The following is a 21,327-nucleotide window of genomic DNA, read 5'->3' as shown; positions in this document are numbered from 1 at the left end:
GTACCTTTCGGAGCCTGACGCACATGACCGTACGCAAGAACCAGGCGACCCTCACGGCCGACGAGAAGCGGCGGCTGGTCGCCGCGCTCGTGGAACTCAAGCGCAGCGGCCGCTACGACACCTTCGTCACCACTCACAATGCCTTCATCATGGGCGACACCGACACAGGGGCACGGACGGGGCACCGCTCGCCGTCCTTCCTGCCCTGGCACCGCAGATTCCTGATCGAGTTCGAGCGGGCGCTCCAATCCGTCGACTCCTCCGTCGCCCTGCCCTACTGGGACTGGACCGCCGACCGCTCGCCGCGCGCCTCGCTGTGGGCGCCGGACTTCCTCGGCGGCACCGGGCGCACCCTGGACGGACGGGTCATGGACGGGCCGTTCGCCGCGTCCACCGGCAACTGGACGCTCACGGTGCGCGTGGACGGTCGCACATATCTGCGGCGCTCGCTCGGCGGTGGCGGACGCGACCTGCCGACCCGAGCCGAGGTCGACTCCGTGCTCTCGATGTCCACGTACGACAAGGCGCCCTGGAACAGTGCGTCGGACGGCTTCCGCAACCATCTCGAGGGATGGCGGGGCGTCAACCTGCACAACCGCGTCCATGTGTGGGTGGGCGGTCAGATGGCCACCGGGGTCTCCCCCAACGACCCGGTCTTCTGGCTGCACCACGCCTACGTCGACAAGCTGTGGGCCGAGTGGCAGCGCCGCCACCCCGACTCCGGCTACCTTCCCACGGGCGGCACCCCGGACGTCGTCGACCTGGAGGAGCCCATGAGGCCGTGGAACGACGTGCGCCCCGCCGACCTGCTGGACCACAGGACGTACTACACGTTCGACACGGACTGACGGCCGGGGGCCGGGCGTTCGCCGCCGACTCCCGGTTGAGGCCGGGCAGCGGACAGCCGGCCTTCACCGGTCGTGACGGCGATGCCCGGCTCTTTCAGTGCGAGGACGACGCCCAGGGCCCGACGCCGCCGACGCGCTCGATCGTGTAGCGCACGACGAACCCGGGTCCCCTGGGTGCCGGGAACTCGGCGTCCGGGGCCATGTAGACCTTGGCGAGGCGGTTGAGCAGGTCCCAGGCGCCGTCGCTCGGCTCCACCGCGGCCCGCGCCCGCAGTACGGCGTACTCGTTCAGGAAGACCCCGGGCGCGCGTGGGGCGTCGAAGGACAGCACGACCCGCGGGTCCCGCTCGATGTTGCGCAGCTTCACGTGCCGCGCCATATGGCCGCTGACGATGTCGTCGCCGTCCAGTCCGATCCAGATGACGGTCACCTGGGGGCTCCCGTCCGGGTTGATGGTGCTCAGATGCGCCATGGGGCCGGACTCGATCAGCTCACGCAGCTCATCCGGCAGGCGGCCGTTCCCGTTCATGACTCAGGAACGTACCGCTGCGCGCGCGAGGGCGTCCGGAAGCCGGGAAAAGTCGCCTCAGGTGTCGCCGGCGGTACGGCACTCCGGGTGGCCCCAGCCCTGGGCGTTCTTGGCGATGGGCTCGCCCGCCGCGTACGGGCGGCCGCAGACGCAGCGGCCCGGGAACTTCGCCTTGATCGTGCGCGCGGTGGTCCGCTTGCGCGCGGGCGCACCGCGGCGGGCCGGGGCGGCGGTGGCCGGCTCGGGCGACGGCGGCGGCTCCGGGGAGCCGTGGGCGCTGCCCGCCGGCTTCTGCACGGTGGCCGCCTGGCTGGCTGCACGGTCCGCGAAGTCGTTGAGGCGGTCGCCGCCGACCTGGTGGGCGGGCACGTAGCGGAACTCCACCTCGCGGCCCGCGAGCAGCTCGTCGATGCGGACGACCAGTGCCTGGTTCGCGACGGGCTTGCCGGCGGCGGTCTTCCAGCCGTTGCGCTTCCAGCCGGGCAGCCAGGTGGTGACCGCCTTCATCGCGTACTGGGAGTCCATACGGATCTCCAGCGCGATGCCCGGGTCCACCGCGCTCAACAAGCGTTCGAGCGCGGTGAGTTCGGCGACGTTGTTGGTCGCGGTGCCCAGCGGGCCGGCCTCCCAGCGGCTCGGGATCTCGTCGACGTCGGCGACGACCCAGGCCCATCCGGCGGGTCCCGGGTTTCCCTTCGAAGCCCCGTCGCAGGCGGCCACAACACGTTCAGGCATGCCCCTGATCATGCCACGCCCGGGCCGCCGCCCCGGTCCGGGGCCGGGCACCCGACTGTCCGGACGCGTCCACGCTCGGGTCGTCCCGGGCACGGGGGCCGCGCCGCGCGCCGGACCGTCGGCATGGCGACACTGGAGGGAGGCAGTCGTGGACGGGACGGGCACGTGATGCGCGCATGGGTGGTGGACCGGCCGGGGCCCCTCGAGCAGGAGCCGCTCGCTCTCGTGGAGCGGCCGGCCCCGGTGCCGGGCCCCGGTGAGCTGCTGGTCCACGTGCGGGCGTGCGGTGTGTGCCGTACGGATCTGCACGTGACCGAGGGTGACCTGCCGGTGCGGCGGCCGGGGGTGACGCCGGGGCACGAGGTGGTGGGCGTGGTGGCCGGGATCGGCGGAGGTGTGAGCGGGTGGGCGAGCGGCGACCGGGTGGGCGTGGCGTGGCTGCGTCGCACGGACGGCACGTGCCGGTACTGCGTGCGCGGCTCCGAGAACCTCTGCCCGGCCTCGGAGTACACCGGCTGGGACGCCGACGGCGGCTACGCGGAGTACACCACCGTGCCGGCCGCCTTCGCCTACCGGCTGCCGGAGGCGGTGGACGACGTGGCCCTGGCGCCGCTGCTGTGCGCGGGCATCATCGGCTACCGGGCGCTGCTGCGGACGTCCCTGCCGCCGGGCGGGCACCTCGGGCTGTACGGGTTCGGCGGCAGCGCGCACCTGTGTGCGCAGGTCGCGCTGGCGCAGGGGGCCACGGTGCATGTGCTGACCCGGGACGATGCCTCGCGACGGCTCGCGCTCGAGCTCGGGTGTGCGTCGGCGGGCGGTGCCTACGACGCGCCGCCGGAGCCGCTGGACGGGGCGATCCTGTTCGCACCGACCGGTGATCTCGTCCCGGTGGCGCTGCGGGCGCTGGACCGGGGCGGGGTGCTGGCGGTCGCGGGCATCCATCTGAGCGACGTCCCGGCCCTGCGCTACGAGAGCGAGTTGTTCTACGAGAAGGAGTTGCGCAGCGTCACCGCGAACACGCGCGACGACGGCCGGGAGTTCCTGGACCTCGCCGCCCGGTACGGCGTACGGGCGACCACGCACCCGTACCCGCTGTCCGAGGCGCAGCGGGCGCTCGGCGATCTGGAGGCCGGGCGCTTCGACGGGGCGGCCGTGCTGGTGAACGACCTCTGAGCGTCAGCCGGTGGGCAGGTGCATCAGGCGGGTGATGGTGCGCAGAACGCCGTTCTCGGTGTTGGGGGGCGCGAGGTAGCGGGCGCGGCGGACCACGTCCGGGTGGGCGTTGGTCATGGCGAAGGACCACTCCGCGGCGTCGAGCATCTCCAGGTCGTTGAGGTAGTCGCCGAACGCCAGCGTCTGCGCGGGAGTGATGCCGAGGTCGCGCTGGAGCCTGCGGAGTGCGGCGCCCTTGTTGGCGGTGCGGTTCATGATGTCGACCCAGTGCTCGCCCGAGACGACGACCTGATGGGTGGCCGTGAGCGGCTCCAGGGCGGGGGCGGTGGTGCGCTCGACGGCGCCGAAGTCGAAGAGGGCCACCTTGAGGAACTCGTCCTCCACGGTGGTGAGGTCGTCGACGGGCTTCAGCAGTGCGTAGTACCTGCTTGCCTCCGCCATGAAGGCGTCGTCCGGGCGCTCGACGTAGGCGGAGTTCTTCCCGCACAGCACCGCCCCGACGTCCACGCCGTCGGCCGCGAGCCGCCGTGTGACCCCGATGGCGCGGGCGGCGACCGCGGGGTCGAGGGGGTCGGAGCTGAGCTCCACGCCGTCGCGGACGACGTACGTGCCGTTCTCCGCGACGAACACCATGCCGTCGTCCGCGTCGGCGAACTGCCGGGCGAGCGTGGCGTACTGGCGGCCGCTGGCGGGGCTGAACAGCACGCCGCGGCGGCGCAGCTCGGCGAGGAGGGGCCACAGACCGTCGGGGATGCGTCCGCTGCCGTCGAGGAGCGTGCCGTCCATGTCGGTCACGACGAGCCGGATGTCGACGGGGTCGCTCGGCAGCTCGGGGTCGGTGAGGAGGCAAGCGGGCGTGGCGGACATGTCCTGCTTTCTGTGTGAGGCCGAGGGAGGGGGACTCGGCCGGGGGTCTGGTGTCCTCGGCGCCGTTGCCTCGTACGGCCCCTGATGATAGTCGGCGCTCTTCTTCGAGGCGGTCGAGGGTGTGCTGGGGGCGTCCTGGGGGTTGGCGGCCCGGCGCGACCTCGGCCGGTATACCGAACGAGCCAGGCTCTAGGCTCGGGCTCGCAGGACGTCCCTCTCACACGGCTTCACACGACCGCTGTTTTTCCGGAAGACTTCTGCAAAGTTTCGAGAGTGCGTCCCGGACAACGGAGGTGGGGCAGGTGGCAGCGCACGAGGCCGACGCGGAGGAGGCCCACGAGGAGCGCGGCAAGGTCACGATCACGGAGATCGCCCGGCAGGCGGGGGTCTCGGTGCCCACCGTGTCCCGTGTCGTCAACGGACGCTCCGACGTGGCGCCGGGGACCCGCGCCCGGGTCGAGGACCTGCTTCGCCGGCACGGCTACCGCAAGCGCGCCTCAGCGGCGGGAACCCGCGCCGCACTGCTCGACCTGGTCTTCAACGACCTCGACAGCCCCTGGGCGGTGGAGATCATCCGGGGGGTCGAGGAAGTGGCCCACGCCGCCGGGGTGGGCACGGTTGTGTCGGCGATCCACGGGCGCTCCGGCGACGCCCGGGGCTGGATGCAGAACCTGCGGGCGCGGGCCTCCGACGGGGTCATCCTCGTCACCTCGGTGCTCGAGCCGGTCCTGCACGAGGAACTGCGCATCCTGGGCGTGCCGATCGTGGTCGTCGACCCGGCCGGCTCCCCCGCCCTTGACGCGCCCACCATCGGCGCGGCCAACTGGTCGGGCGGCATGGCGGCCACCGAGCATCTGCTGAGCCTCGGGCACCGCCGCATCGGCCTGGTCGCGGGCCCGCCCCGGCTGCTGTGCTCGCGGGCCCGGCTGGACGGCTACCGGGCGGCACTGGAGGGCGCCGGGATCGCCGTGGACGAGTCCCTCATCGTGCCCGGCGACTTCTACCACGAGTCCGGGTTCACCGGCTGCAACACCCTCCTCGACCTGCCGGAGCCGCCGACCGCGATCTTCGCGGCGAGCGACCAGATGGCGCTGGGCGTGATCGAGGCGCTGCGGCGGCGCGGGCTGCGGGTGCCGGAGGACATGAGCGTGGTCGGTTTCGACGACCTTCCGGAAGTCCGCTGGTCGGCTCCGCCACTGACCACCGTGCGCCAGCCCCTGGCGGAGATGGGCAAGCTGGCCGTGCGTACGGTGCTGCGGCTGGCCCAGGACGAGCAGCCGGACTCGCCGCGCGTGGAGCTGGGCACGGAGCTGGTGGTGCGGGCCAGTACGGCGCCGCCGCGGAAGGTGGGCTGACACGCGTGGCCCGGCGGTGCGGGCACCGCCGGGCCACGACGCGGTACGCCCTTACTTCCCTCCCAGCGCCTCGCGCAGGGCGAAGTACGCCGGTTTGGGCCGCAGTAGCTCGTCCCACGGCAGGGCGGCGCCCTCGCCCGGGAAGACCGCCGGGATCCAGGAGTACTTGTCGGTGTAGTCCCACACCGTGACGCCCACGCAGCGCCGCACCGCGAGGCACGCCGTGGTCAGGTCGCGGTACCAGGTCGCCTGCTGGGCCAGCTTCTCGTCGGTGGCGGGCAGTTGCATACGGACGTCGACCTCGGTGAGCGCGGTGTCGAGGCCGAGCCGGGAGAAGCGGCGCAGGTTGTCCTCCAGCGTGGACGGATAGCCGTACTGGAGGGCGAGATGGGCCTGGAAGCCGATGCCGTCGAGCGGGACGCCCTGCGCCTTGAGATCCTGGGCGAGTCGGTAGTAGGCGTCGCTCTTCGGGCCGATGCCCTCGATGTTGTAGTCGTTGAGGTACAGCTTCGCGTGCGGGTCGGCCTGGTGGGCCCAGTGCAGCGCGTCGGCGATGTAGCCGGGGCCGAGCGTCTTGTACCAGATGGTCTCGCGATAGGTGCCGTCCTCGTTGAACGCCTCGTTGACGACGTCCCAGGAGTAGACCTTGCCGCGGTAGTGCCGTACCTCGGTGGTGATGTGCTTCTTCAGCACGGCGCGCAGTTCGTCGGGCGTCCACGTGCGCGAGGTGAGCCAGTCGGGCAGCTGGCTGTGCCAGACGAGGGTGTGGGCGCGGACGCGCTGGTGGTTCTTCCGGGCGAGATGCACGATCTCGTCGCCCTTGGTCCAGTCGAAGACGCCCTGCTCGGGCTCGGTGGCGTACCACTTCATGCCGTTGCCGGGGGTGATCATGTCGAACTCGCTGCCGAGGAGCGCGGTGTAGGCGGCGTCGGTGAGTTCGGGGTTGTCCGTCGCACTGCCGAAGTAGCGGCCGTGCCGCTGGGCGAGTTCGGCCAGGGTCGGCGGCTTCTCCTTCGCCTGGGCCGCCGGGCCGGTGGCGAGGCCGACGCCCACGAGGAGCGCGGCGAGGGAGCCGGCCAGTCTGAGCCGGGTGCGGGAGGGGGCGGTGGTGCGCATGGTGGCGACTCCTCACAGTCAGGTGTGTGCTTGAGCCGTACGGTCTCGGGACGGGTGCGTCATCCCTTGGTCGCGCCCGTGGCGAGGCCGCCGACGAGCTGGCGTTCGGCGACCGCGTAGAAGGCGAGGGCGGGGACCATGGCCAGGACGAGGTACGCGAAGACGCGCGCGGTGTCCGCGGCGTACTGGCCCTGGAACTGCTGGACGCCGACCGGGATGGTCCACCACTTGGGCTCGTTGAAGACGAGCAGCGGCAGCAGGAAGTTGTTCCAGCTGCCGACCACGGCGAGGACGGAGACGGTGCCGAGCGCGGGCCGCGCCATCGGCAGCAGCACCCGCCAGAAGAAGCCGAACGGGCCGCAGCCGTCGAGGGTGGCCGCCTCCTCCAGTTCGCCCGGGATCTCCCGGAAGAAGCCGCGCAGGATGACGATCGTCATCGGCAGTCCGAAGGCCGCCTGCGGCAGGATCACGCCCAGCGGGTTGTCCAGCAGGTCCATCGAGCGCAGCAGCAGGAACAGGGGCAGGACCGCCACCGCGAAGGGGAACATCAGCCCCACCGTGAACAGCGTGAACAGCACCTCGCGACCGCGGAAGGAGAACCGCGCGAAGGAGAAGGCGGCGAGCGCGGAGACGGCGACGACGAGGACGGTCGTCGCCACAGCGATGAATGTGCTGCTGCCGACCATCCGCCAGAACGAGCCCGAGCCGAGGATGCCGGTGTAGTTGGACGTCACCCAGGGGTCGGGCAGCCCGATCGGGTTGCGGGAGAGCTGGCCGGTGGACTTGAAGCCGGACAGCAGCGCGTACACCACGGGCACGGCCATCACCGCGCCGACGACGACGAGCACGGCGTGCATCGGCAGGGTGCGCGTCCGGGTGGCGCCCTTGGGCGGCCTCCGGGTGGTGGGACCGGCCTTGGTCAGCGTCATGCGCCGTCTCCTCGCATCGTGGTGGTTGCTCCTTCCAGGTCGCGGCGCAGGACGAACCGCTGGTAGGCGAGGGCGAAGACGAGGCTGATGCCGAACATGACCACGCTGATCGCGCTGGCGTAGCCGACCTGGTACCGCTTGAAGCCGTACTGGAACATGGTCACGGCCATGGTCTCCGAGTGGTGGTCCGGGCCTCCCGTGGTGACCACCCACACCAGGTCGAACAGCTGGATGGAGCCGATGACCGACAGGAACGCGCTGATGCGCAGTGTGGGGGCGAGCAGCGGCAGGGTGACCTTGCGGAACCGCTGCCAGGGGCCCGCGCCGTCGATCAGGGCCGCCTCGGTCAGCTCGGCCGGGATGGCCTGCAGTCCGGCCAGGTAGAGCATCATGTGGAAGCCGAAGTACTTCCACATCATGACGAGGAACAGGGTCGCCATGACGGTGGAGGGGTCGGAGAACCACTTCCCGCCGAGACCGCCGAGGCCGATGTCGCTCAGCAGGTGGTCGGCGAGTCCGTCGTCCGGGGCGAAGAGCATGCTGAACAGCACGCCGGTGATGGCCTCGGACAGCACGTAGGGGGCGAAGAACAGCATCCGGTAGACGGCCCGGCCGCGCAGCCGCTGGTTGAGCAGGACGGCCATGGCGAGCGCGAACGGCAGTTGCAGCGCGAGCGACAGGACGACGAGCACCAGGCAGCGCCACAGGTCGCCGATGAACACGGGGTCCTGGAAGAGCCGGGTGAAGTTGTCGACGCCGACGTAGTCGGAGGGCATGCCGAAGCCGCCCCAGCGGAAGAACGCGGCGTACACGGCGAACAGCAGCGGCAGCAGGACCAGTACACCGAACAGCAGCAGGGCGGGCAGCTGGAAGGAGACCGCGGTGAGCCAGTGCAGCGCGCGCCGCCGGGCCCGCCCGCGGGACGCGGCGGCGGCAGGGGGCGGGGCGACGACACCGGGGCCGGACCGCTTGTCCGGGAGATAGGTGGAGGTCATCGCAGGCTACTGCTCTTCCTTCGCGACCTTGGTGATCGACTGCGTGACCTGCTCGGGCGACTTGGAGCCGGCGATGAGGGCGGCGACGCTGTCGTTGACCTCCTGGCCGACGGCCGGCGCGTAGGCCTGGTCGAGGAAGAGCTGGAAGCCGGTAGCGCTCTTCAACTGCTGGTTCACCGCCTTGAGGTTGGGATCGGTCAGGGCGTCCCCGGCCGCGGTGACCACCGGGATGACCCCGGTCTTGGTGACCAGGGTGCGGTCGGTGGCGGCGGAGGCGAAGAACTTCAGGAAGTCGATCGCGGCCTGCGGGGCGCCCTTGCGTACGGCGTGGCCGCCGCCGCCACCGAAGACCTCGGTGAGGGAGCCCTTCCCGCCCTCGACCGCGGGGAAGGGGAAGAAGCCGAGGTCCTTGCCGATGCCCTTGCCTTGGCTCTGCTCCGTCTGGGGCGCCCACTGGCCCATCAGCTCCATGGCCGCTTTGCCGTTGCCGACGGCCGCGGCCTGGCCGGTGGGGGTGGAGTAGGCGGCGCCGAGGAACCCCGTCTGGAAGGGCTGCAGTTGGACCAGGTCCTTCAGATGCCGCCCGGCCTCGACGAAGCCGGCCCCGGTGAAGTCCTTGCTCTCACTGGCCTTCTGGAGGGCGTCGATACCGGCGGTGCGCATGGCCAGGTAGGCCCAGTAGTACATGCCGGGCCATTTCTCCTTGCCCGCCAGGGCGATGGGGGTGATGCCGGCGGACTTCAGCTTGCGCACGGCGTCGAGGAAGGCGCTCCAGGTGGTCGGGGGCGCGCTGATGCCGGCCCGCTTGAAGAGCGCCTTGTTGTACCAGAAGCCGACCATCCCCATGTCGAACGGGATGCCGTAGGCCTTGTCGTCCAGCAGGTACGGCTGCTGCGCGACCGACAGCAGGGATCCGCTCCACGCCTTGGTGCCGTCGGTGAGGTCCTCCACCAGTCCGGCGTCGACCTGCTGCTTGAGGACGCCGCCGCCCCAGGTGTGGAAGATGTCCGGAAGCTTCCCGGAGGCGGTCAGCGCGGTCATCTTCGACTTGTACGCCTCGTTCTCCAGCGCGACGATCTTGATCCTCACCTTCGGGTTCTGCGCCTCGAACTGCCGGGCCAGGGAGGCCCAGACGCCCTTCGCGGGATCCGTGGTGGTGATGTTCCACCACTCGATCGTGGTCGTCCCCGACGACCCTCCGTCCGAGCCGCCGCCTCCGCAGGCGCTCAGTGCCGTCATGCCCAGGCCGGCGGCGGCGGAGGCGGCCAGGAAGCCGCGGCGGGACAGAGCCGGGTCGCCCATCATGTGCTCCTCGGGGTGCGGGACGGAGGGTCCACGTCCGTCCGGTGGGTTGATCACAACAGCCGGGACTGAAAAGTTTCCGAAACGCTCCGGAAATGGCACTGCTGCCGCACCCTAGAGACAGCCCGTGAAACGTGGCAACCCCCTGTACGCCGCGAATTCTCACCCAACGCAGAACGCCCGCGGAAGCGTTGACAGCCCTTGGACCCCGCCGTAATTTCCGAGCACATCCGTCCGAGAATTTCTGACGGATTCCGGAAACCCCCCTGGGATCAAGGAGTTCCATGGTCCAGCCCTGGCAGGACACGACGCTGCCCGCTCCCGTACGCGCGGCCGATCTGCTGGCCCGGATGACCCTGGAGGAGAGACTGGCCCAGCTGTACAGCGTCTGGCTCGGCACCTCAGCCGAAGGCGAGGACGTGGCGCCGCTGCAGCACGAGGTGGCCGAGGACGTCGACCTGGACGCCCTGCTCCCCCACGGACTCGGCCAGCTGACCCGCCCGTTCGGCACCGTCCCGGTGGAGCCGGAGAAGGGTGCCGCGCGTCTGGCGAACCTCCAGCGCAGGGTCACGGCGGGGAACCGCTTCGGCATCCCCGCACTGGCCCACGAGGAGTGCCTGACCGGCTTCACCGCCTGGCGCGCCACGGTGTTCCCGACGCCGCTCGCGTGGGGCGCGTCCTTCGATCCCGCGCTCATCGCGGAGATGGCGGCAGGCATCGGGGACGGCATGCGCGAAGCCGGCATCCACCAGGGGCTCGCGCCCGTGCTCGACGTGGTGCGCGATCCCCGCTGGGGCCGTACCGAGGAGTCGATCGGCGAGGACCCGTATCTGGTCGGGACCATCGGTACGGCCTATGTACGCGGCCTGCAGTCGGCCGGGGTCATCGCCACGCTGAAGCACTTCGCGGCCTACTCCGCCTCACGCGGCGCCCGTAACCACGCGCCCGTGTCGATCGGTCCGCGCGAGCTCGCGGACGTGATCCTGCCGCCGTTCGAGATGGCGGTGCGCGAGGGCGGGGCACGGTCGGTGATGCCCGCCTACAACGACCTGGACGGGCTTCCCGCCCATGCCCACACCCCGTTGCTGACCGAACTGCTGCGGGAGGCGTGGGGGTTCGACGGCACGGTCGTCTCCGACTACTTCGGCGTGTCCTTCCTCGAGTCCGCCCACCGCGTGGCGGACTCTCCGGGCGGGGCCGCCGCGCTGGCCCTGACCGCGGGCGTCGACGTGGAACTGCCCGCCGTGCGCTGCTTCGGCGCCCCCCTGCTCGAAGCGGTCCGCTCCGGGGAGGCGCCGGAGCCTGCGGTCGACCGGGCCGTGCTGCGGGTGCTGACCCAGAAGTGCGAACTCGGGCTGCTGGACACGGACTGGGAACCGCAGCCGCCACCGGTCCTCGACCTGGATCCGCCCCGGCTGCGTGAGCTGGCGGCGCGGGTCGCCGAGGAGTCGGTGGTTCTGCTGGCGAACACGGGCGGTGTCCTGCCGCTCGGCGACGGGGGGCGGCTCGCCGTCGTGGGCCCGCTCGCCGACGATCCGGCCGGGATGATGGGCTGCTACGCCTTCCCGCGCCACGTCGGCGTGGAACACCCGGACGTGCCGATGGGGGTGACGGTGCCGACCGTACGGGAGGCGCTGGCGGCCGAGTTCCCGGGTTCCCGGCTCGTCGACGACCCCGCCGGGGCGGATCTGTGCGTGGCGGTGCTCGGGGACCGCTCCGGCCTGTTCGGGCGCGGCACGTCGGGCGAGGGCTGTGACGCACCCGACCTGCGACTCCCCGACGGTCAGGGCGAGTTGCTGGACACCCTGCTGGAGACCGGGACTCCGGTGGTCCTGGTCCTGCTGACGGGGCGGCCCTACGCGCTGGGCCGCTGGGCCGACCGGCTGGCCGCCGTGGTACAGGCGTTCTTCCCCGGTCAGGAGGGCGGCCGGGCCGTCGCCGGCGTGCTGTCCGGCCGGGTCAACCCGTCCGGACGACTGCCGGTGAGCGTGCCTCGGGAGCCCGGTGGGCAGCCGTGGACGTATCTCACCCCGCCGCTGGGACAGGTGAGTGGTGCCAGTTCCATCGACCCGACGCCACTGTTCCCGTTCGGGCACGGGCTGTCGTACACGCGGTTCGACTGGGAGGCGCCGCAGGTCGACGACCCCGCTCCGGCCACGGACGGCGAGACGTCGCTGCGGCTCACGGTCCGCAACACCGGGGAACGGGCCGGCACGGAGGTCGTGCAGATCTATCTGCGCTCCCCCGTGGCCCGGGTGGCGCGACCGGTGACGCGGCTGATCGGTTACGCGCGGGTGCCGCTGCGGCCGCAGGAGTCGGCGGTGGTCCACGTCACGGTGCCGGCCGACGCGGCGGCGTACACGGGCCCCGACGGCTCACGCATCCTCGAGCCGGGGCCCCTGTTCATCGACCTGGCCACCTCCAGCACGGACACCCGCCACACGGTCGAGTTGACGCTGACGGGCGAGAAGCGGGTGGTCGGGCACGACCGCCGGTTCGGGTGCGAGGTCAGCGTGAAATAGCCGAGCCGTCCCGGCCATGTGGGTGGAACGATGACCGCGGGGCCACATCGTCACCATGGAAAGGGAGGCGCCCGCGTGAAGTTCGTCCTCGAGGTCGACATGGGCGAGAACGGCTGGGGCGGGAACGCCGCCGAGGAGCTGGGGCGGATCCTGCGGTACTGGGGCGGGAACCTGAAGCACTACGAGATGAAACCCGGAGACGGGTCGGCCGTATACGACTCCGCTTACCGGGAGGTGGGCCGCTGGGCCGTCGAGGCCGAGTGATTCCGGGGGCCGGCCGGCAGCCCCACTCTGTCCGGCCGGCCCCCGGCGGGGGATCGCGTGGCGTGTCGCGACAGGGCTCGCACTCCCCAGTCACGAGCCTTTGATCCATGCTCGCGTCAGTCCGCGCGACCCCGGTCTCTCAGAACTCGAATACGGCGGTCCCGTAGGAGTTCTTGACGCACTCGTTGGCGAAGGTGCGCTGGTAGTCGACGCGCTTGCCCTGCCAGACGCCCTGCACGGTGACGACCACCGGGTTGTACAGCTTGGTGCACATCACGCCCTCCTGGTACGACAGGGCGTCCAGGTCACCGCCGACGGCGCGGAGTTCGGCGCAGGCATCGGCGGCGTCGGGATGACTGCCGGAAGCGGTCGGGGCGCAGTTCAAGGTGACGGCGCGCTCGGGGGTGGCGGTGGCGGCCTGCTGACCGTGGCCCGTGGTCAGCACGAGCGCCGACGGGGCGTAGAGGGTCGCGGGGGCAGCGGTCGGGGCGGCGAGCGCGGACCCCGTCAGGGGGCCGCAGACGGCGGTGGCCGTCAGAGTGAGGGTCGCTGCCCAGCGCGCGGTGTTCGGCATTGTGTGCATCCTTCCGCTCGGGTCGGGTCGCCGGCACGGCCCCGACGGGCCTGTGCCGGAGCCGTCCGGTCGGGTGCCGGTTCGGCGAGCGCGAGTCTGCCGACTCCTGACACGAAACTCACATCGACCCCTCACATTTCAGTAACTTTGAGTATTGAATCAGTGGCGTGATGTCACAGAATTCGGCCGCTCAAAGACGGAAACTGAGCGGGTGAGGGTCGCTGGAATCGGTCGGATGGCCGGATTCCCCCGCCTCGGCAATCGGCCTGAAACATTCCGCTTATCGGCTCGAGCAAGCGCTGTCTTCTGTCGGGGAGAACGGCCGGTCGGCCCGCAAAAGGGGGCGCGAACCCACCGGGTCCTGCCGGGGTGGCCCCCTCCGCCACGGACTTCTGCGTCACCCTGCGGCGGGATCGCCCCGTTCGGTGCCGACCCGCTCCCCCGTTCTTCCCCCCTCCACCCGGGTCGCGCCGGACGGCGGCGGTCCCGTGACGGTCACGCGGGCCGGACGCAGCAGGCGGTCGCCGACCCGGTAGCCGGGCGTCAGGATCTCCGTGCACATCAGGTGTTCGGCGTCCGGGGCGACCACGTGCGTGACCGCCTCGTGCCACTCCGGGTCGAAGGGCTCGCCCTCCTCCCCGAACGCCTGCAGACCCACCGAACCCAGCTGGGTCTCGAGGACCTCCGCGACGGCTTTGAGCCCCGGCGTCATCGCCTCCTGCCTGCGGGCGGCCTCCACGGCGTCCAGCACGGGCAGCAGTGAGCGCAGGACGTTCTCGACGGCGATCTCGCGCACCGCCATGCGGTCGCGCCGCACCTGCTTGCGGTAGTTGTCGTACTCGGCCTTCACCCGCTGCAGGTCGGCGGTGCGCTCGTCGAGCAGACGCCGCAGCTCCGTGCTCCGCGGCCGGCTCCGGTCCATGGTCAGCCCGCCCGTGACGTGTCGTCGTCGTCCACGATCTCGGCGTCCACGACCTCCTCGTCGGCCTTGGCGCCGCCACCCGCCGCGGCACCCTGCTCCGATGTCGTGCCGCCCTCGGCGCGCGCCTTGTCGTACATGGCACTGCCGATCTTCTGGGCCGCGGCGGCGGCCTTGTCGATGGCCTGCCGGATCGCCGCGGTGTTGTCACCCTTGAGCTGCTCCTTCAGTTCGGCGACGGCACTCTCCGTCTCGCTCCTGGCGTCCGCGGGGATCCGGTCCGCGTTGTCGGCGATGAGCCTCTCCGTCTGGTAGACGAGCTGCTCGCCCTGGTTGCGGGTCTCGGCGGCCTCGCGCCGCTTGCGGTCCTCCTCGGCGTGCTGCTCGGCCTCGCGGACCATGCGGTCGATGTCGTCCTTCGGCAGGGCGGAGCCGCCGGTGACGGTCATCTTCTGCTCCTTGCCGGTGCCGAGGTCCTTCGCCGTGACGTGCATGATGCCGTTGGCGTCGATGTCGAAGGACACCTCGATCTGCGGCACTCCACGCGGGGCCGGCGGCAGACCGGTCAGCTCGAACATGCCGAGCTTCTTGTTGTACGCCGCGATCTCGCGCTCGCCCTGGAAGACCTGGATCTGCACGGACGGCTGGTTGTCCTCAGCCGTGGTGAAGATCTCCGAACGCTTCGTCGGGATCGTCGTGTTGCGCTCGATCAGCTTGGTCATGATGCCGCCCTTGGTCTCGATGCCCAGCGACAGCGGCGTGACGTCCAGCAGCAGGACGTCCTTGACCTCACCCTTGAGCACACCCGCCTGCAGCGAAGCGCCGACGGCCACGACCTCGTCCGGGTTGACGCCCTTGTGCGGCTCCTTGCCGGTCAGCTCCCGCACCAGGTCGGTCACCGCGGGCATCCGGGTGGAACCGCCCACGAGGATCACGTGGTCGATGTCGGACAGCTCGATTCCGGCGTCCTTGATCGCCTGGTGGAACGGCCTCTTGCAGCGCTCCAGCAGATCGGCGGTCAGCTGCTGGAGCTGGGCGCGCGTCAGCTTCTCGTCGAGGTGCAGCGGACCCTCCGAAGAAGCCGTGATGTAGGGCAGGTTGATGGTGGTCTCGGAGGAACTCGACAGCTCGATCTTGGCCTTCTCGGCGGCCTCACGCAGCCGCTGCACCGCCATCTTGTCCTTGGACAGATCGACGCCGTAGGCGTTCTTGAACTGCTTGACCAGGTGGTCGACGATGCGCTGGTCCCAGTCGTCGCCGCCCAGGTGGGTGTCGCCGTTGGTGGCCTTGACCTCGATCACGCCCTCGCCCATCTCCAGCAGGGACACGTCGAAGGTGCCGCCGCCGAGGTCGAAGACGAGCACCGTCTGGTCGTTCTCCTTGTCGAGTCCGTAGGCCAGCGCGGCCGCCGTCGGCTCGTTGATGATCCGCAGGACGTTGAGCCCCGCGATCTCCCCGGCCTCCTTGGTGGCCTGCCGTTGGGTGTCGTCGAAGTACGCGGGCACGGTGATGACCGCGTCGGTGACGTCCTCGCCGAGGTAGGCCTCCGCGTCCCGCTTCAGCTTCTGCAGCACGCGCGCGGAGATCTCCTGGGCCCGGTACTGCTTGCCGTCGATGGTGCCGCTCTCCGGGAAGCGCCAGCTCTGGTCGTCCATGTGGCGTTTGACGGAGCGCGCGGTGCGCTCGACGTTGGTCACCGCCTGCCGCTTGGCCACCTCGCCGACCAGCACCTCGCCGTTCTTGGCGAAGGCCACGACCGACGGAGTGGTCCGCGCGCCCTCGGTGTTCGTGATGACGGTGGGCTCGCCGCCCTCGAGGACCGCGACCACCGAGTTCGTGGTGCCGAGGTCGATACCGACCGGACGTGCCATGGGGCTTCCCTCCTCGTCGTCCGTCTTCCTCCAGCGGGTCAGAGGGTCCGTTCCACCCGAACCGGGCCCGCGCGCAGCAGGGGCGCTCGTGCCGGGGTCCACCCCGTGGCAGTCGTCACGACGGCTGTGACGCCACGCACCGGGGCCGGGGCGGCAGCGGGCGTGGCGCGCCGCCGGCGGTCCAGGGCCGCACGTGCGGCCGGGTCACGGAGCGTCTCGTAGGCGGCGAGCACCCGCGCGAGCGCCTCCTCGGTCACCTCGTCCGACCGGGTGTCGGGGTGCAGTCGGCGCACCAGGCGCCGGTACGCCGAGGTGATCCGCTCGGGCGAGGCCGACGGGTCCACCCCGAGGACGTCGTAAGGGTCCGGCGCTGCGCCGGTGGCCCTCCGCGTGTCCACCGTCCCACCTCCTCGCCGACTGCGAGCGGCCCGGCGGTCGCCCCTCCGGGCTGCGGGTTTGCACCTGACTTCCTCACTAGTCTGGATAAAACTTGAGTCGCCTCTTGTCAAGCCTGGCCCGGCGAGGTATACGGGTGTCCGTAGGCACCGGTGGACGCCCACCGGAGCGAGGGCTCTTTCATCGTCCGCTTCGATCCGCCGGGCGTCGATCCGGAGTCCGTGGACGTGAACGTGGAGCGCGATGTCCTGACCGTGGGCGCCGAGTTTCACCCCGCCGACGTCAGGAGATCGCCACGTGAGCGGCACCGGGCGCGGCGGGCGACCGCGGGCACGCGGTGCGTCAGGCGGGCACCGTGGAGATCGTCCGTCCGATCCCGGCCGACCGACCGGAGGTGGTGTGTGTGATCACCGAACTGGCCGTCGAACGTGTCGAGTTCACCTGTGGCTCGTGCTGGCACCGCTGGAGCGTCGACTACGACGTCCAGCGGTCCATGGACGGCCACGGGGACGAGTGGGAGTACTTCTACCGGGACAACACCCCCGTGTCCTCTCCGTACACACTGGAGGGTGCGCCGCCGTGCGTGCACTGCGGGCGCCGCTGGGTGGGCCGTCTGGTGGCGCGCCGCCCCGTGCCGCTGCCCGGCGGCTCCGACGCGCCGCGCAGCCCGGTGCCCGGGGACGGCAGCCACCGCCCGGAGCGGTACGACGCCCCGCTGCTGCCGGCCGACGCCCATCCTCAGCCGGAGGCGGCTCCCGGGCACTCGTCCGGGTGACCGTCCGCCCGGCTCCGTTCCTCGGGCGGCGCCGCCGCGGCGCGCGCGGCGGCCAGGTCCTCCTCCAGGACCCCCACCCGCTCGCGCAGTGTCAGGACGCGCCGCACCCCGGCGAGGGTCACCCCTTCCGCGACCAGGTCCATCACCTCGGCGACCCGGTCGATCTCCCGCCGGGAGTAGCGGCGCTGGCCGCCCGTGGAGCGGGCCGGGACCACGATGCCGTGGGCGTCCAGCCGCCGCAGGAAGGCGGGCTGGACGCCCAGCATCTCGGCGACCTGGCCGATCGTGTACAGGGCGGCATCGGCATCGTCGATGGAGAGGGCCATCCTCGACTCCTCGGTGCGACGGACCCGACCTCCACCTCAGATTACAGATTTCCTCTCCCCCCAAGAACAGGGTGGAGGCCATCGGGTCGCACCGGGCCTGCGCCCGGTCGTCGCCGCGCAGGCGGCGGGCCGTCCGGTGCACGTGTTCCTTTTCCACTGCAGCTGCCGGGCGCGGACGGCGCAGCGGCCCGGGCGGTGGCCCGGGTGGACGCCGGGGCCGGGGCGTGAGTCCTCTCAGGGCCTGAGGGTGCGGGCGATGTCCAGGGTCAGCCGCTGCCAGGGGTCGCGTGGGTCGCGTGACGTCAGGGTGTGCACCCGGCGCAGGCGGTAGCGCAGGGACTGCGGGTGGAGGTGGAGGGCGCGGGCGGCGGCGGTGGCCGAGCCCGCGTCGATGTACGCCGTCAGGGCCTGGAGCAGGTGGCGTTGTTCCGGGTCGGTGAGCGGGCCGAGGACGAGACGGGCGATGTGGTCCGGGGCGGCCGCCGGGTGCCCGGCGAGCAGGGCCAGCACGTGTGCGTCGGCGTCGTTGAGGACGCGGCCGGGCCGGTGGGCGTGGGCGGGTGCCGTGTCGAGGGCGTCGGCAGCCAGTCGGTGGGCGATGGCGACACGGTCCAGCCCCTCGCCCGTCATCGCGCAGCCACGCCAAGCCCGGGCGTCCAGGAGGGCCGGCGCCCGGCCGACGGCCGTGGCGGGCAGCAACAGCACCGCGCGGGAGCCGCGCACCGTCGACAGCGCCCCGGCGCCGCCGCCGAGCGCACCGAGGAGTCCGGCGGCGGCCTCGTACGACATGTCGGGGCCGCCGCCCGCCGCGGGCTCGGCCACCAGCAGGCAGTACGGGTCGGGGAGTTGGGCGCCGAGCCGGGCCGCGCGGTCCGTCAGCGCGCCCACCGAGGCGTGGCGGCCGGCGATCAGGTCGTCGAGCAGCAGCCGCAGCGCGCGGTCCCGGTCCCCGGCCAGGTCCTCGCTGGTCGCCGCGTACGCCGTGGCCATCTCCTCCGACAGGGTGTCCAGGGCCGTCAGCAGGACCCGGGCCAGGGCGAGGCCGTCCACCGCCGTGAGAGCGCGTCCGCGGGCGGCGACCTCATCGGTGAGGACGGCCGCGGCCACCCGGTAGGCGCGCAGTACGGCCTGCACGGGGCGGCCGTCGGCCGCGCGGGCCGCCGCGATCCCGCGGAAGCGGCGCAGATCGGCCGGTCCGAGGGTGGCGTCGGTGGCCCACAGGTGCAGCAGCCGGTCCACGCCCCAGGCCGCGATGGCCCGGACCTCCGGCAGCCGGCTGTCGTCGAGCGCGGCGTACACCGGCACCGTCGCGTGGACGGCGGCGACGATCGCCTCCACGACCCGCGGATCGGCGACCATCTCCGCCCGGACGGCGCCGCGGGCCTTGGGTGGCTGGTTTGTCACAGGGTGATGATTCCAGCCGCGCGATGTGCGCACCACGGTGGACGGACCTTGTCACGGTGGCCAGGATCATCGGCGTAACGCGTGGTCGCCCTACGCGGTCCACGCGGTCTCAGGGACGAGAGGCGGGACGTACGGGATGGCGAAGCACTGGGCGGACTTCCAGTACGAGATCTATCTCAACGGCATGACGGGCGCCGTACCGCGGCTGCCCACCGATCTGACCCGGCTGGAGGCGCTGACCGAGCAGCGGCTCGGTCCCGGCCCGGTCGGCTATGTGGCGGGCAGCGCGGGCACCGGCAGCACCGCCCGGGCGAACCGGTCCGCGCTCGAGCGGCGCCGGATCGTGCCGCGCATGCTGCGGGACGTGCACGACCGCGACCTGTCCGTGGAGGTGCTGGGGCGGCGGCTGCCCGCTCCGCTGGCCCTGGCTCCGATCGGTGTGCTGTCGATCATGCATCCGGACGCCGAGTCGGCGGCGGCGCGGGCCGCCGCGGCGCAGGGCATGCCGTTCGTCCTGTCCTCGGCGTCGAGCACGCCGATGGAGCAGGTCGCTGAGGCGTCGGGTGACGGTGAGCGGTGGTTCCAGCTGTACTGGGCCAAGGACCGCGAGGTCACCCGCAGTTTCCTCGCCCGGGCGAGGGCGGCCGGGTTCACGGCGCTGTTCGTCACGCTGGACACCCCGCTGCTGGCCTGGCGGCCCCGCGACCTCGACCAGGCGTATCTGCCGTTCCTGCACGGGGTGGGCACCGCCAACTACTTCTCCGACCCGGCGTTCCAGGCGGGTCTGGCGAAGCCGGTGCACGAGGACCCCGACGCGGCCGTGCTGCACTTCGTGAACATGTTCGCGGATCCTGGAAAGACCTGGCCGGACCTGGCGTTCCTGCGGGAGCACTGGGACGGTCCGATCGTCCTGAAGGGCATCCTGCATCCCGACGACGCCCGCGCGGCCGCCGACGCCGGGATGGACGGGGTGGTGGTCTCCAACCACGGCGGTCGGCAGGTGGCCGGGTCCGTGGCCGCCGCGGACGCGCTGCCGCGGGTGGTGGAGGCGGCCGGGGACCGGCTGACCGTGCTGTTCGACAGCGGGATCCGCACGGGCGACGACGTGTTCAAGGCGCTCGCGCTGGGCGCGCGGGCGGTGCTCGTGGGACGGCCGTACGCCTACGGTCTGGGGCTCGACGGCCAGGCGGGCGTCGAGCACGTGATCCGCTCTCTGCTCGCCGAGTTCGACCTCACCCTCGCCCTCTCCGGGCACGCCCGCCCCGCCACGCTCGGCCCCGCCGACCTGATCGAGGAAACCCCATGAGCCACACGACCGACAGCACCGACGGCACCGACGGCACCGACGTCCTGGCCGTCGTCCCACCGCACGTCGGCGGGCGGCAGGCGGGGGCCGCGCTCGCCGCCGTCTTCCCCGGCGAGGCCCGGGTGACCGTGGTGGAGAGGACCGACGAGGATCCGGCGGCCCTGCGCGACGCCCAGGTCATCGTCACCGGGCTCGGCCCGGTCACCGCGGAACACATCGCAGTCGCGCCGGAGTTGAGGCTGATCCAGTGTGCGAGTCACGGCTTCGACTACGTCGACCTGGACGCCGCGCGCTCCCGGAACATCCCGGTCTGCAACATCGGCTCGAGCGGCGCCGAGAAGCAGAACGTGGCCGAGCAGACCTTCGCGCTCATGCTCGCCCTGGCCAAGCAGCTGGTCCCGGCGCACACCGCGCTCGTCGACGCCGACTGGGCGCTGCCCCGGCTGCAGCAGTCGATCACGGAGCTGTCCGGCAAGACACTCGGCATCGTCGGGCTCGGCCACATCGGCCGGGAGGTGGCGCGCCGGGCGGCCGCGTTCGACATGTCGATCGTGTACGCGGGCCCGGAGCCGGTGGACGCGGAGACGGAGGCACGGCTCGGGGCCCGGTACGCGGGCCTCGACGAACTGCTGCGCACCTCCGATTACGTCACGCTGCACGCGCCCCTCACCGAAGCGACCCGGCATCTGCTGAACGCGGAGCGCCTCGCACTGCTGAAGCCCACCGCGTTCGTGATCAACACGGCGCGGGGCGCCCTGATCGACCAGGACGCGCTGGCGGACGCGCTGGAGACGGGCACGCTGGCCGGGGCGGGGATAGACGTCTTCGATCCCGAACCCCCCACCCCGGATCTGAGGTTGCTGAAGGCGCCGAACGTGGTGCTGTCACCGCATGTCGCCGGTGTCACCCGGGAGACGCTGGTACGGATCGCGCTGGCGGCGGTCCGCAACGCCTCGGACTTCATGGCCGGCGAGGAGCTCCGGGACATCGTCACCTGACGGTCAGGGCCCACGCGCCTGGTGCCTCCGTGGGGCATGGAGGCCCGCCGGGCGGCTCGGACCGTTCCAGGACGATCCGAGCCGCTTTCGTTCACGCGGCGGACCGGGGCTCCTGACGGAAGA

At 71.8% G+C, this 21,327-nt stretch carries 22 protein-coding genes; 9 read left to right on the top strand and 13 right to left on the bottom strand.

The window, feature by feature from the left end:
• Window positions 1-23 precede the first annotated feature (23 nt).
• The gene (locus tag C3488_RS29870) at window positions 24-848 is read left to right on the top strand and encodes a tyrosinase family protein (protein ID WP_103844007.1); all 825 of its coding nucleotides are present in this window, start codon (window positions 24-26) and stop codon (window positions 846-848) included.
• 94 nt (window positions 849-942) lie between these two features.
• Here the strand turns inward: C3488_RS29870 and C3488_RS29865 are convergent, their stop codons facing one another.
• Both C3488_RS29865 and C3488_RS29860 read right to left on the bottom strand, forming a co-directional pair.
• On the bottom strand, window positions 943-1,377 hold the full coding sequence (locus C3488_RS29865) for a PPOX class F420-dependent oxidoreductase (RefSeq protein WP_103844006.1): 435 nt from the start codon (window positions 1,375-1,377) through the stop codon (window positions 943-945).
• 57 nt (window positions 1,378-1,434) lie between these two features.
• Window positions 1,435-2,124: a ribonuclease H gene (locus C3488_RS29860; protein ID WP_103844005.1), complete on the bottom strand. Its 690-nt coding sequence runs from the start codon at window positions 2,122-2,124 to the stop codon at window positions 1,435-1,437.
• A gap of 156 nt (window positions 2,125-2,280) precedes the next feature.
• On the opposite strand from C3488_RS29860, the gene C3488_RS29855 reads away from it, so the two are divergent.
• Window positions 2,281-3,285, top strand: a complete 1,005-nt coding sequence (locus C3488_RS29855; RefSeq protein WP_103844004.1) for a zinc-binding alcohol dehydrogenase family protein — start codon at window positions 2,281-2,283, stop codon at window positions 3,283-3,285.
• Between the two features lie 3 nt (window positions 3,286-3,288).
• Here the strand turns inward: C3488_RS29855 and C3488_RS29850 are convergent, their stop codons facing one another.
• The gene (locus C3488_RS29850; protein WP_103844003.1) at window positions 3,289-4,152 is read right to left on the bottom strand and encodes a Cof-type HAD-IIB family hydrolase; all 864 of its coding nucleotides are present in this window, start codon (window positions 4,150-4,152) and stop codon (window positions 3,289-3,291) included.
• A gap of 302 nt (window positions 4,153-4,454) precedes the next feature.
• On the opposite strand from C3488_RS29850, the gene C3488_RS29845 reads away from it, so the two are divergent.
• On the top strand, window positions 4,455-5,507 hold the full coding sequence (locus C3488_RS29845; protein WP_103844002.1) for a LacI family DNA-binding transcriptional regulator: 1,053 nt from the start codon (window positions 4,455-4,457) through the stop codon (window positions 5,505-5,507).
• A 51-nt stretch (window positions 5,508-5,558) separates the two neighbouring features.
• Here the strand turns inward: C3488_RS29845 and C3488_RS29840 are convergent, their stop codons facing one another.
• The 4 genes from C3488_RS29840 to C3488_RS29825 are packed head-to-tail and all read right to left on the bottom strand — an operon-like array spanning window position 5,559 to window position 9,849.
• A complete protein-coding gene (locus tag C3488_RS29840) occupies window positions 5,559-6,623 on the bottom strand; it encodes an endo-1,4-beta-xylanase (RefSeq protein WP_103844001.1) in 1,065 nt (354 codons plus the stop codon).
• A gap of 59 nt (window positions 6,624-6,682) precedes the next feature.
• Window positions 6,683-7,552 (bottom strand): carbohydrate ABC transporter permease, encoded by an 870-nt coding sequence (locus tag C3488_RS29835; RefSeq protein ID WP_103844000.1) that lies wholly within the window; start codon window positions 7,550-7,552, stop codon window positions 6,683-6,685.
• Window positions 7,549-8,547, bottom strand: coding sequence for a carbohydrate ABC transporter permease (locus C3488_RS29830; RefSeq protein WP_103843999.1), 999 nt, complete (start codon window positions 8,545-8,547; stop codon window positions 7,549-7,551). Before C3488_RS29830 ends, C3488_RS29835 begins: the two co-directional genes overlap by 4 nt.
• A gap of 6 nt (window positions 8,548-8,553) precedes the next feature.
• The gene (locus C3488_RS29825) at window positions 8,554-9,849 is read right to left on the bottom strand and encodes an extracellular solute-binding protein (RefSeq protein ID WP_103844019.1); all 1,296 of its coding nucleotides are present in this window, start codon (window positions 9,847-9,849) and stop codon (window positions 8,554-8,556) included.
• A 284-nt stretch (window positions 9,850-10,133) separates the two neighbouring features.
• On the opposite strand from C3488_RS29825, the gene C3488_RS29820 reads away from it, so the two are divergent.
• Window positions 10,134-12,371, top strand: coding sequence for a glycoside hydrolase family 3 N-terminal domain-containing protein (locus C3488_RS29820; RefSeq protein WP_103843998.1), 2,238 nt, complete (start codon window positions 10,134-10,136; stop codon window positions 12,369-12,371).
• Between the two features lie 75 nt (window positions 12,372-12,446).
• On the top strand, window positions 12,447-12,635 hold the full coding sequence (locus tag C3488_RS29815; protein WP_103843997.1) for a hypothetical protein: 189 nt from the start codon (window positions 12,447-12,449) through the stop codon (window positions 12,633-12,635).
• A 139-nt stretch (window positions 12,636-12,774) separates the two neighbouring features.
• Here the strand turns inward: C3488_RS29815 and C3488_RS29810 are convergent, their stop codons facing one another.
• The 4 genes from C3488_RS29810 to C3488_RS29795 all read right to left on the bottom strand — a co-directional run bounded on the left by C3488_RS29810 (window position 12,775) and on the right by C3488_RS29795 (window position 16,397).
• A complete protein-coding gene (locus C3488_RS29810; RefSeq protein ID WP_103843996.1) occupies window positions 12,775-13,209 on the bottom strand; it encodes a protease inhibitor in 435 nt (144 codons plus the stop codon).
• A 397-nt stretch (window positions 13,210-13,606) separates the two neighbouring features.
• Window positions 13,607-14,131 (bottom strand): nucleotide exchange factor GrpE, encoded by a 525-nt coding sequence (grpE, locus tag C3488_RS29805; protein ID WP_103843995.1) that lies wholly within the window; start codon window positions 14,129-14,131, stop codon window positions 13,607-13,609.
• A gap of 2 nt (window positions 14,132-14,133) precedes the next feature.
• Window positions 14,134-15,999 (bottom strand): molecular chaperone DnaK, encoded by a 1,866-nt coding sequence (gene dnaK / locus C3488_RS29800; RefSeq protein ID WP_103843994.1) that lies wholly within the window; start codon window positions 15,997-15,999, stop codon window positions 14,134-14,136.
• Between the two features lie 38 nt (window positions 16,000-16,037).
• Window positions 16,038-16,397: a J domain-containing protein gene (locus C3488_RS29795; protein WP_103843993.1), complete on the bottom strand. Its 360-nt coding sequence runs from the start codon at window positions 16,395-16,397 to the stop codon at window positions 16,038-16,040.
• A 150-nt stretch (window positions 16,398-16,547) separates the two neighbouring features.
• Between C3488_RS29795 and C3488_RS42760 the strand changes: the two genes are divergently transcribed.
• Window positions 16,548-16,802: an Hsp20 family protein gene (locus C3488_RS42760; protein ID WP_374955470.1), complete on the top strand. Its 255-nt coding sequence runs from the start codon at window positions 16,548-16,550 to the stop codon at window positions 16,800-16,802.
• Window positions 16,751-17,170, top strand: coding sequence for a hypothetical protein (locus tag C3488_RS29790; RefSeq protein ID WP_258053757.1), 420 nt, complete (start codon window positions 16,751-16,753; stop codon window positions 17,168-17,170). Before C3488_RS42760 ends, C3488_RS29790 begins: the two co-directional genes overlap by 52 nt.
• On the opposite strand, the gene C3488_RS29785 is transcribed toward C3488_RS29790, so the two are convergent.
• Window positions 17,134-17,496 carry a MerR family transcriptional regulator gene (locus C3488_RS29785; protein WP_103843992.1) on the bottom strand — a complete coding sequence of 121 codons (363 nt, stop codon included), beginning with the start codon at window positions 17,494-17,496 and terminating at the stop codon, window positions 17,134-17,136. The genes C3488_RS29790 and C3488_RS29785 overlap by 37 nt on opposite strands.
• 234 nt (window positions 17,497-17,730) lie before the next feature.
• Window positions 17,731-18,900, bottom strand: a complete 1,170-nt coding sequence (locus C3488_RS29780; RefSeq protein WP_103843991.1) for a CdaR family transcriptional regulator — start codon at window positions 18,898-18,900, stop codon at window positions 17,731-17,733.
• A gap of 136 nt (window positions 18,901-19,036) precedes the next feature.
• Here C3488_RS29780 and C3488_RS29775 point away from each other — a divergent pair, with 136 nt between their 5' ends.
• Both C3488_RS29775 and C3488_RS29770 read left to right on the top strand, forming a co-directional pair.
• A complete protein-coding gene (locus C3488_RS29775) occupies window positions 19,037-20,206 on the top strand; it encodes a lactate 2-monooxygenase (protein ID WP_103843990.1) in 1,170 nt (389 codons plus the stop codon).
• Complete coding sequence (locus tag C3488_RS29770; protein ID WP_103843989.1) at window positions 20,203-21,204, top strand: 2-hydroxyacid dehydrogenase; 1,002 nt, start codon at window positions 20,203-20,205, stop codon at window positions 21,202-21,204. Before C3488_RS29775 ends, C3488_RS29770 begins: the two co-directional genes overlap by 4 nt.
• The last annotated feature ends 123 nt before the right edge of the window (window positions 21,205-21,327 follow it).

It is taken from the genome of Streptomyces sp. Ru72 (assembly GCF_002920635.1).
Lineage (GTDB): Bacteria > Actinomycetota > Actinomycetes > Streptomycetales > Streptomycetaceae > Streptomyces.
The sequence above is the reverse complement of the archived record's forward strand: the minus strand, read 5'-3'. Positions and strand labels throughout refer to the sequence as shown.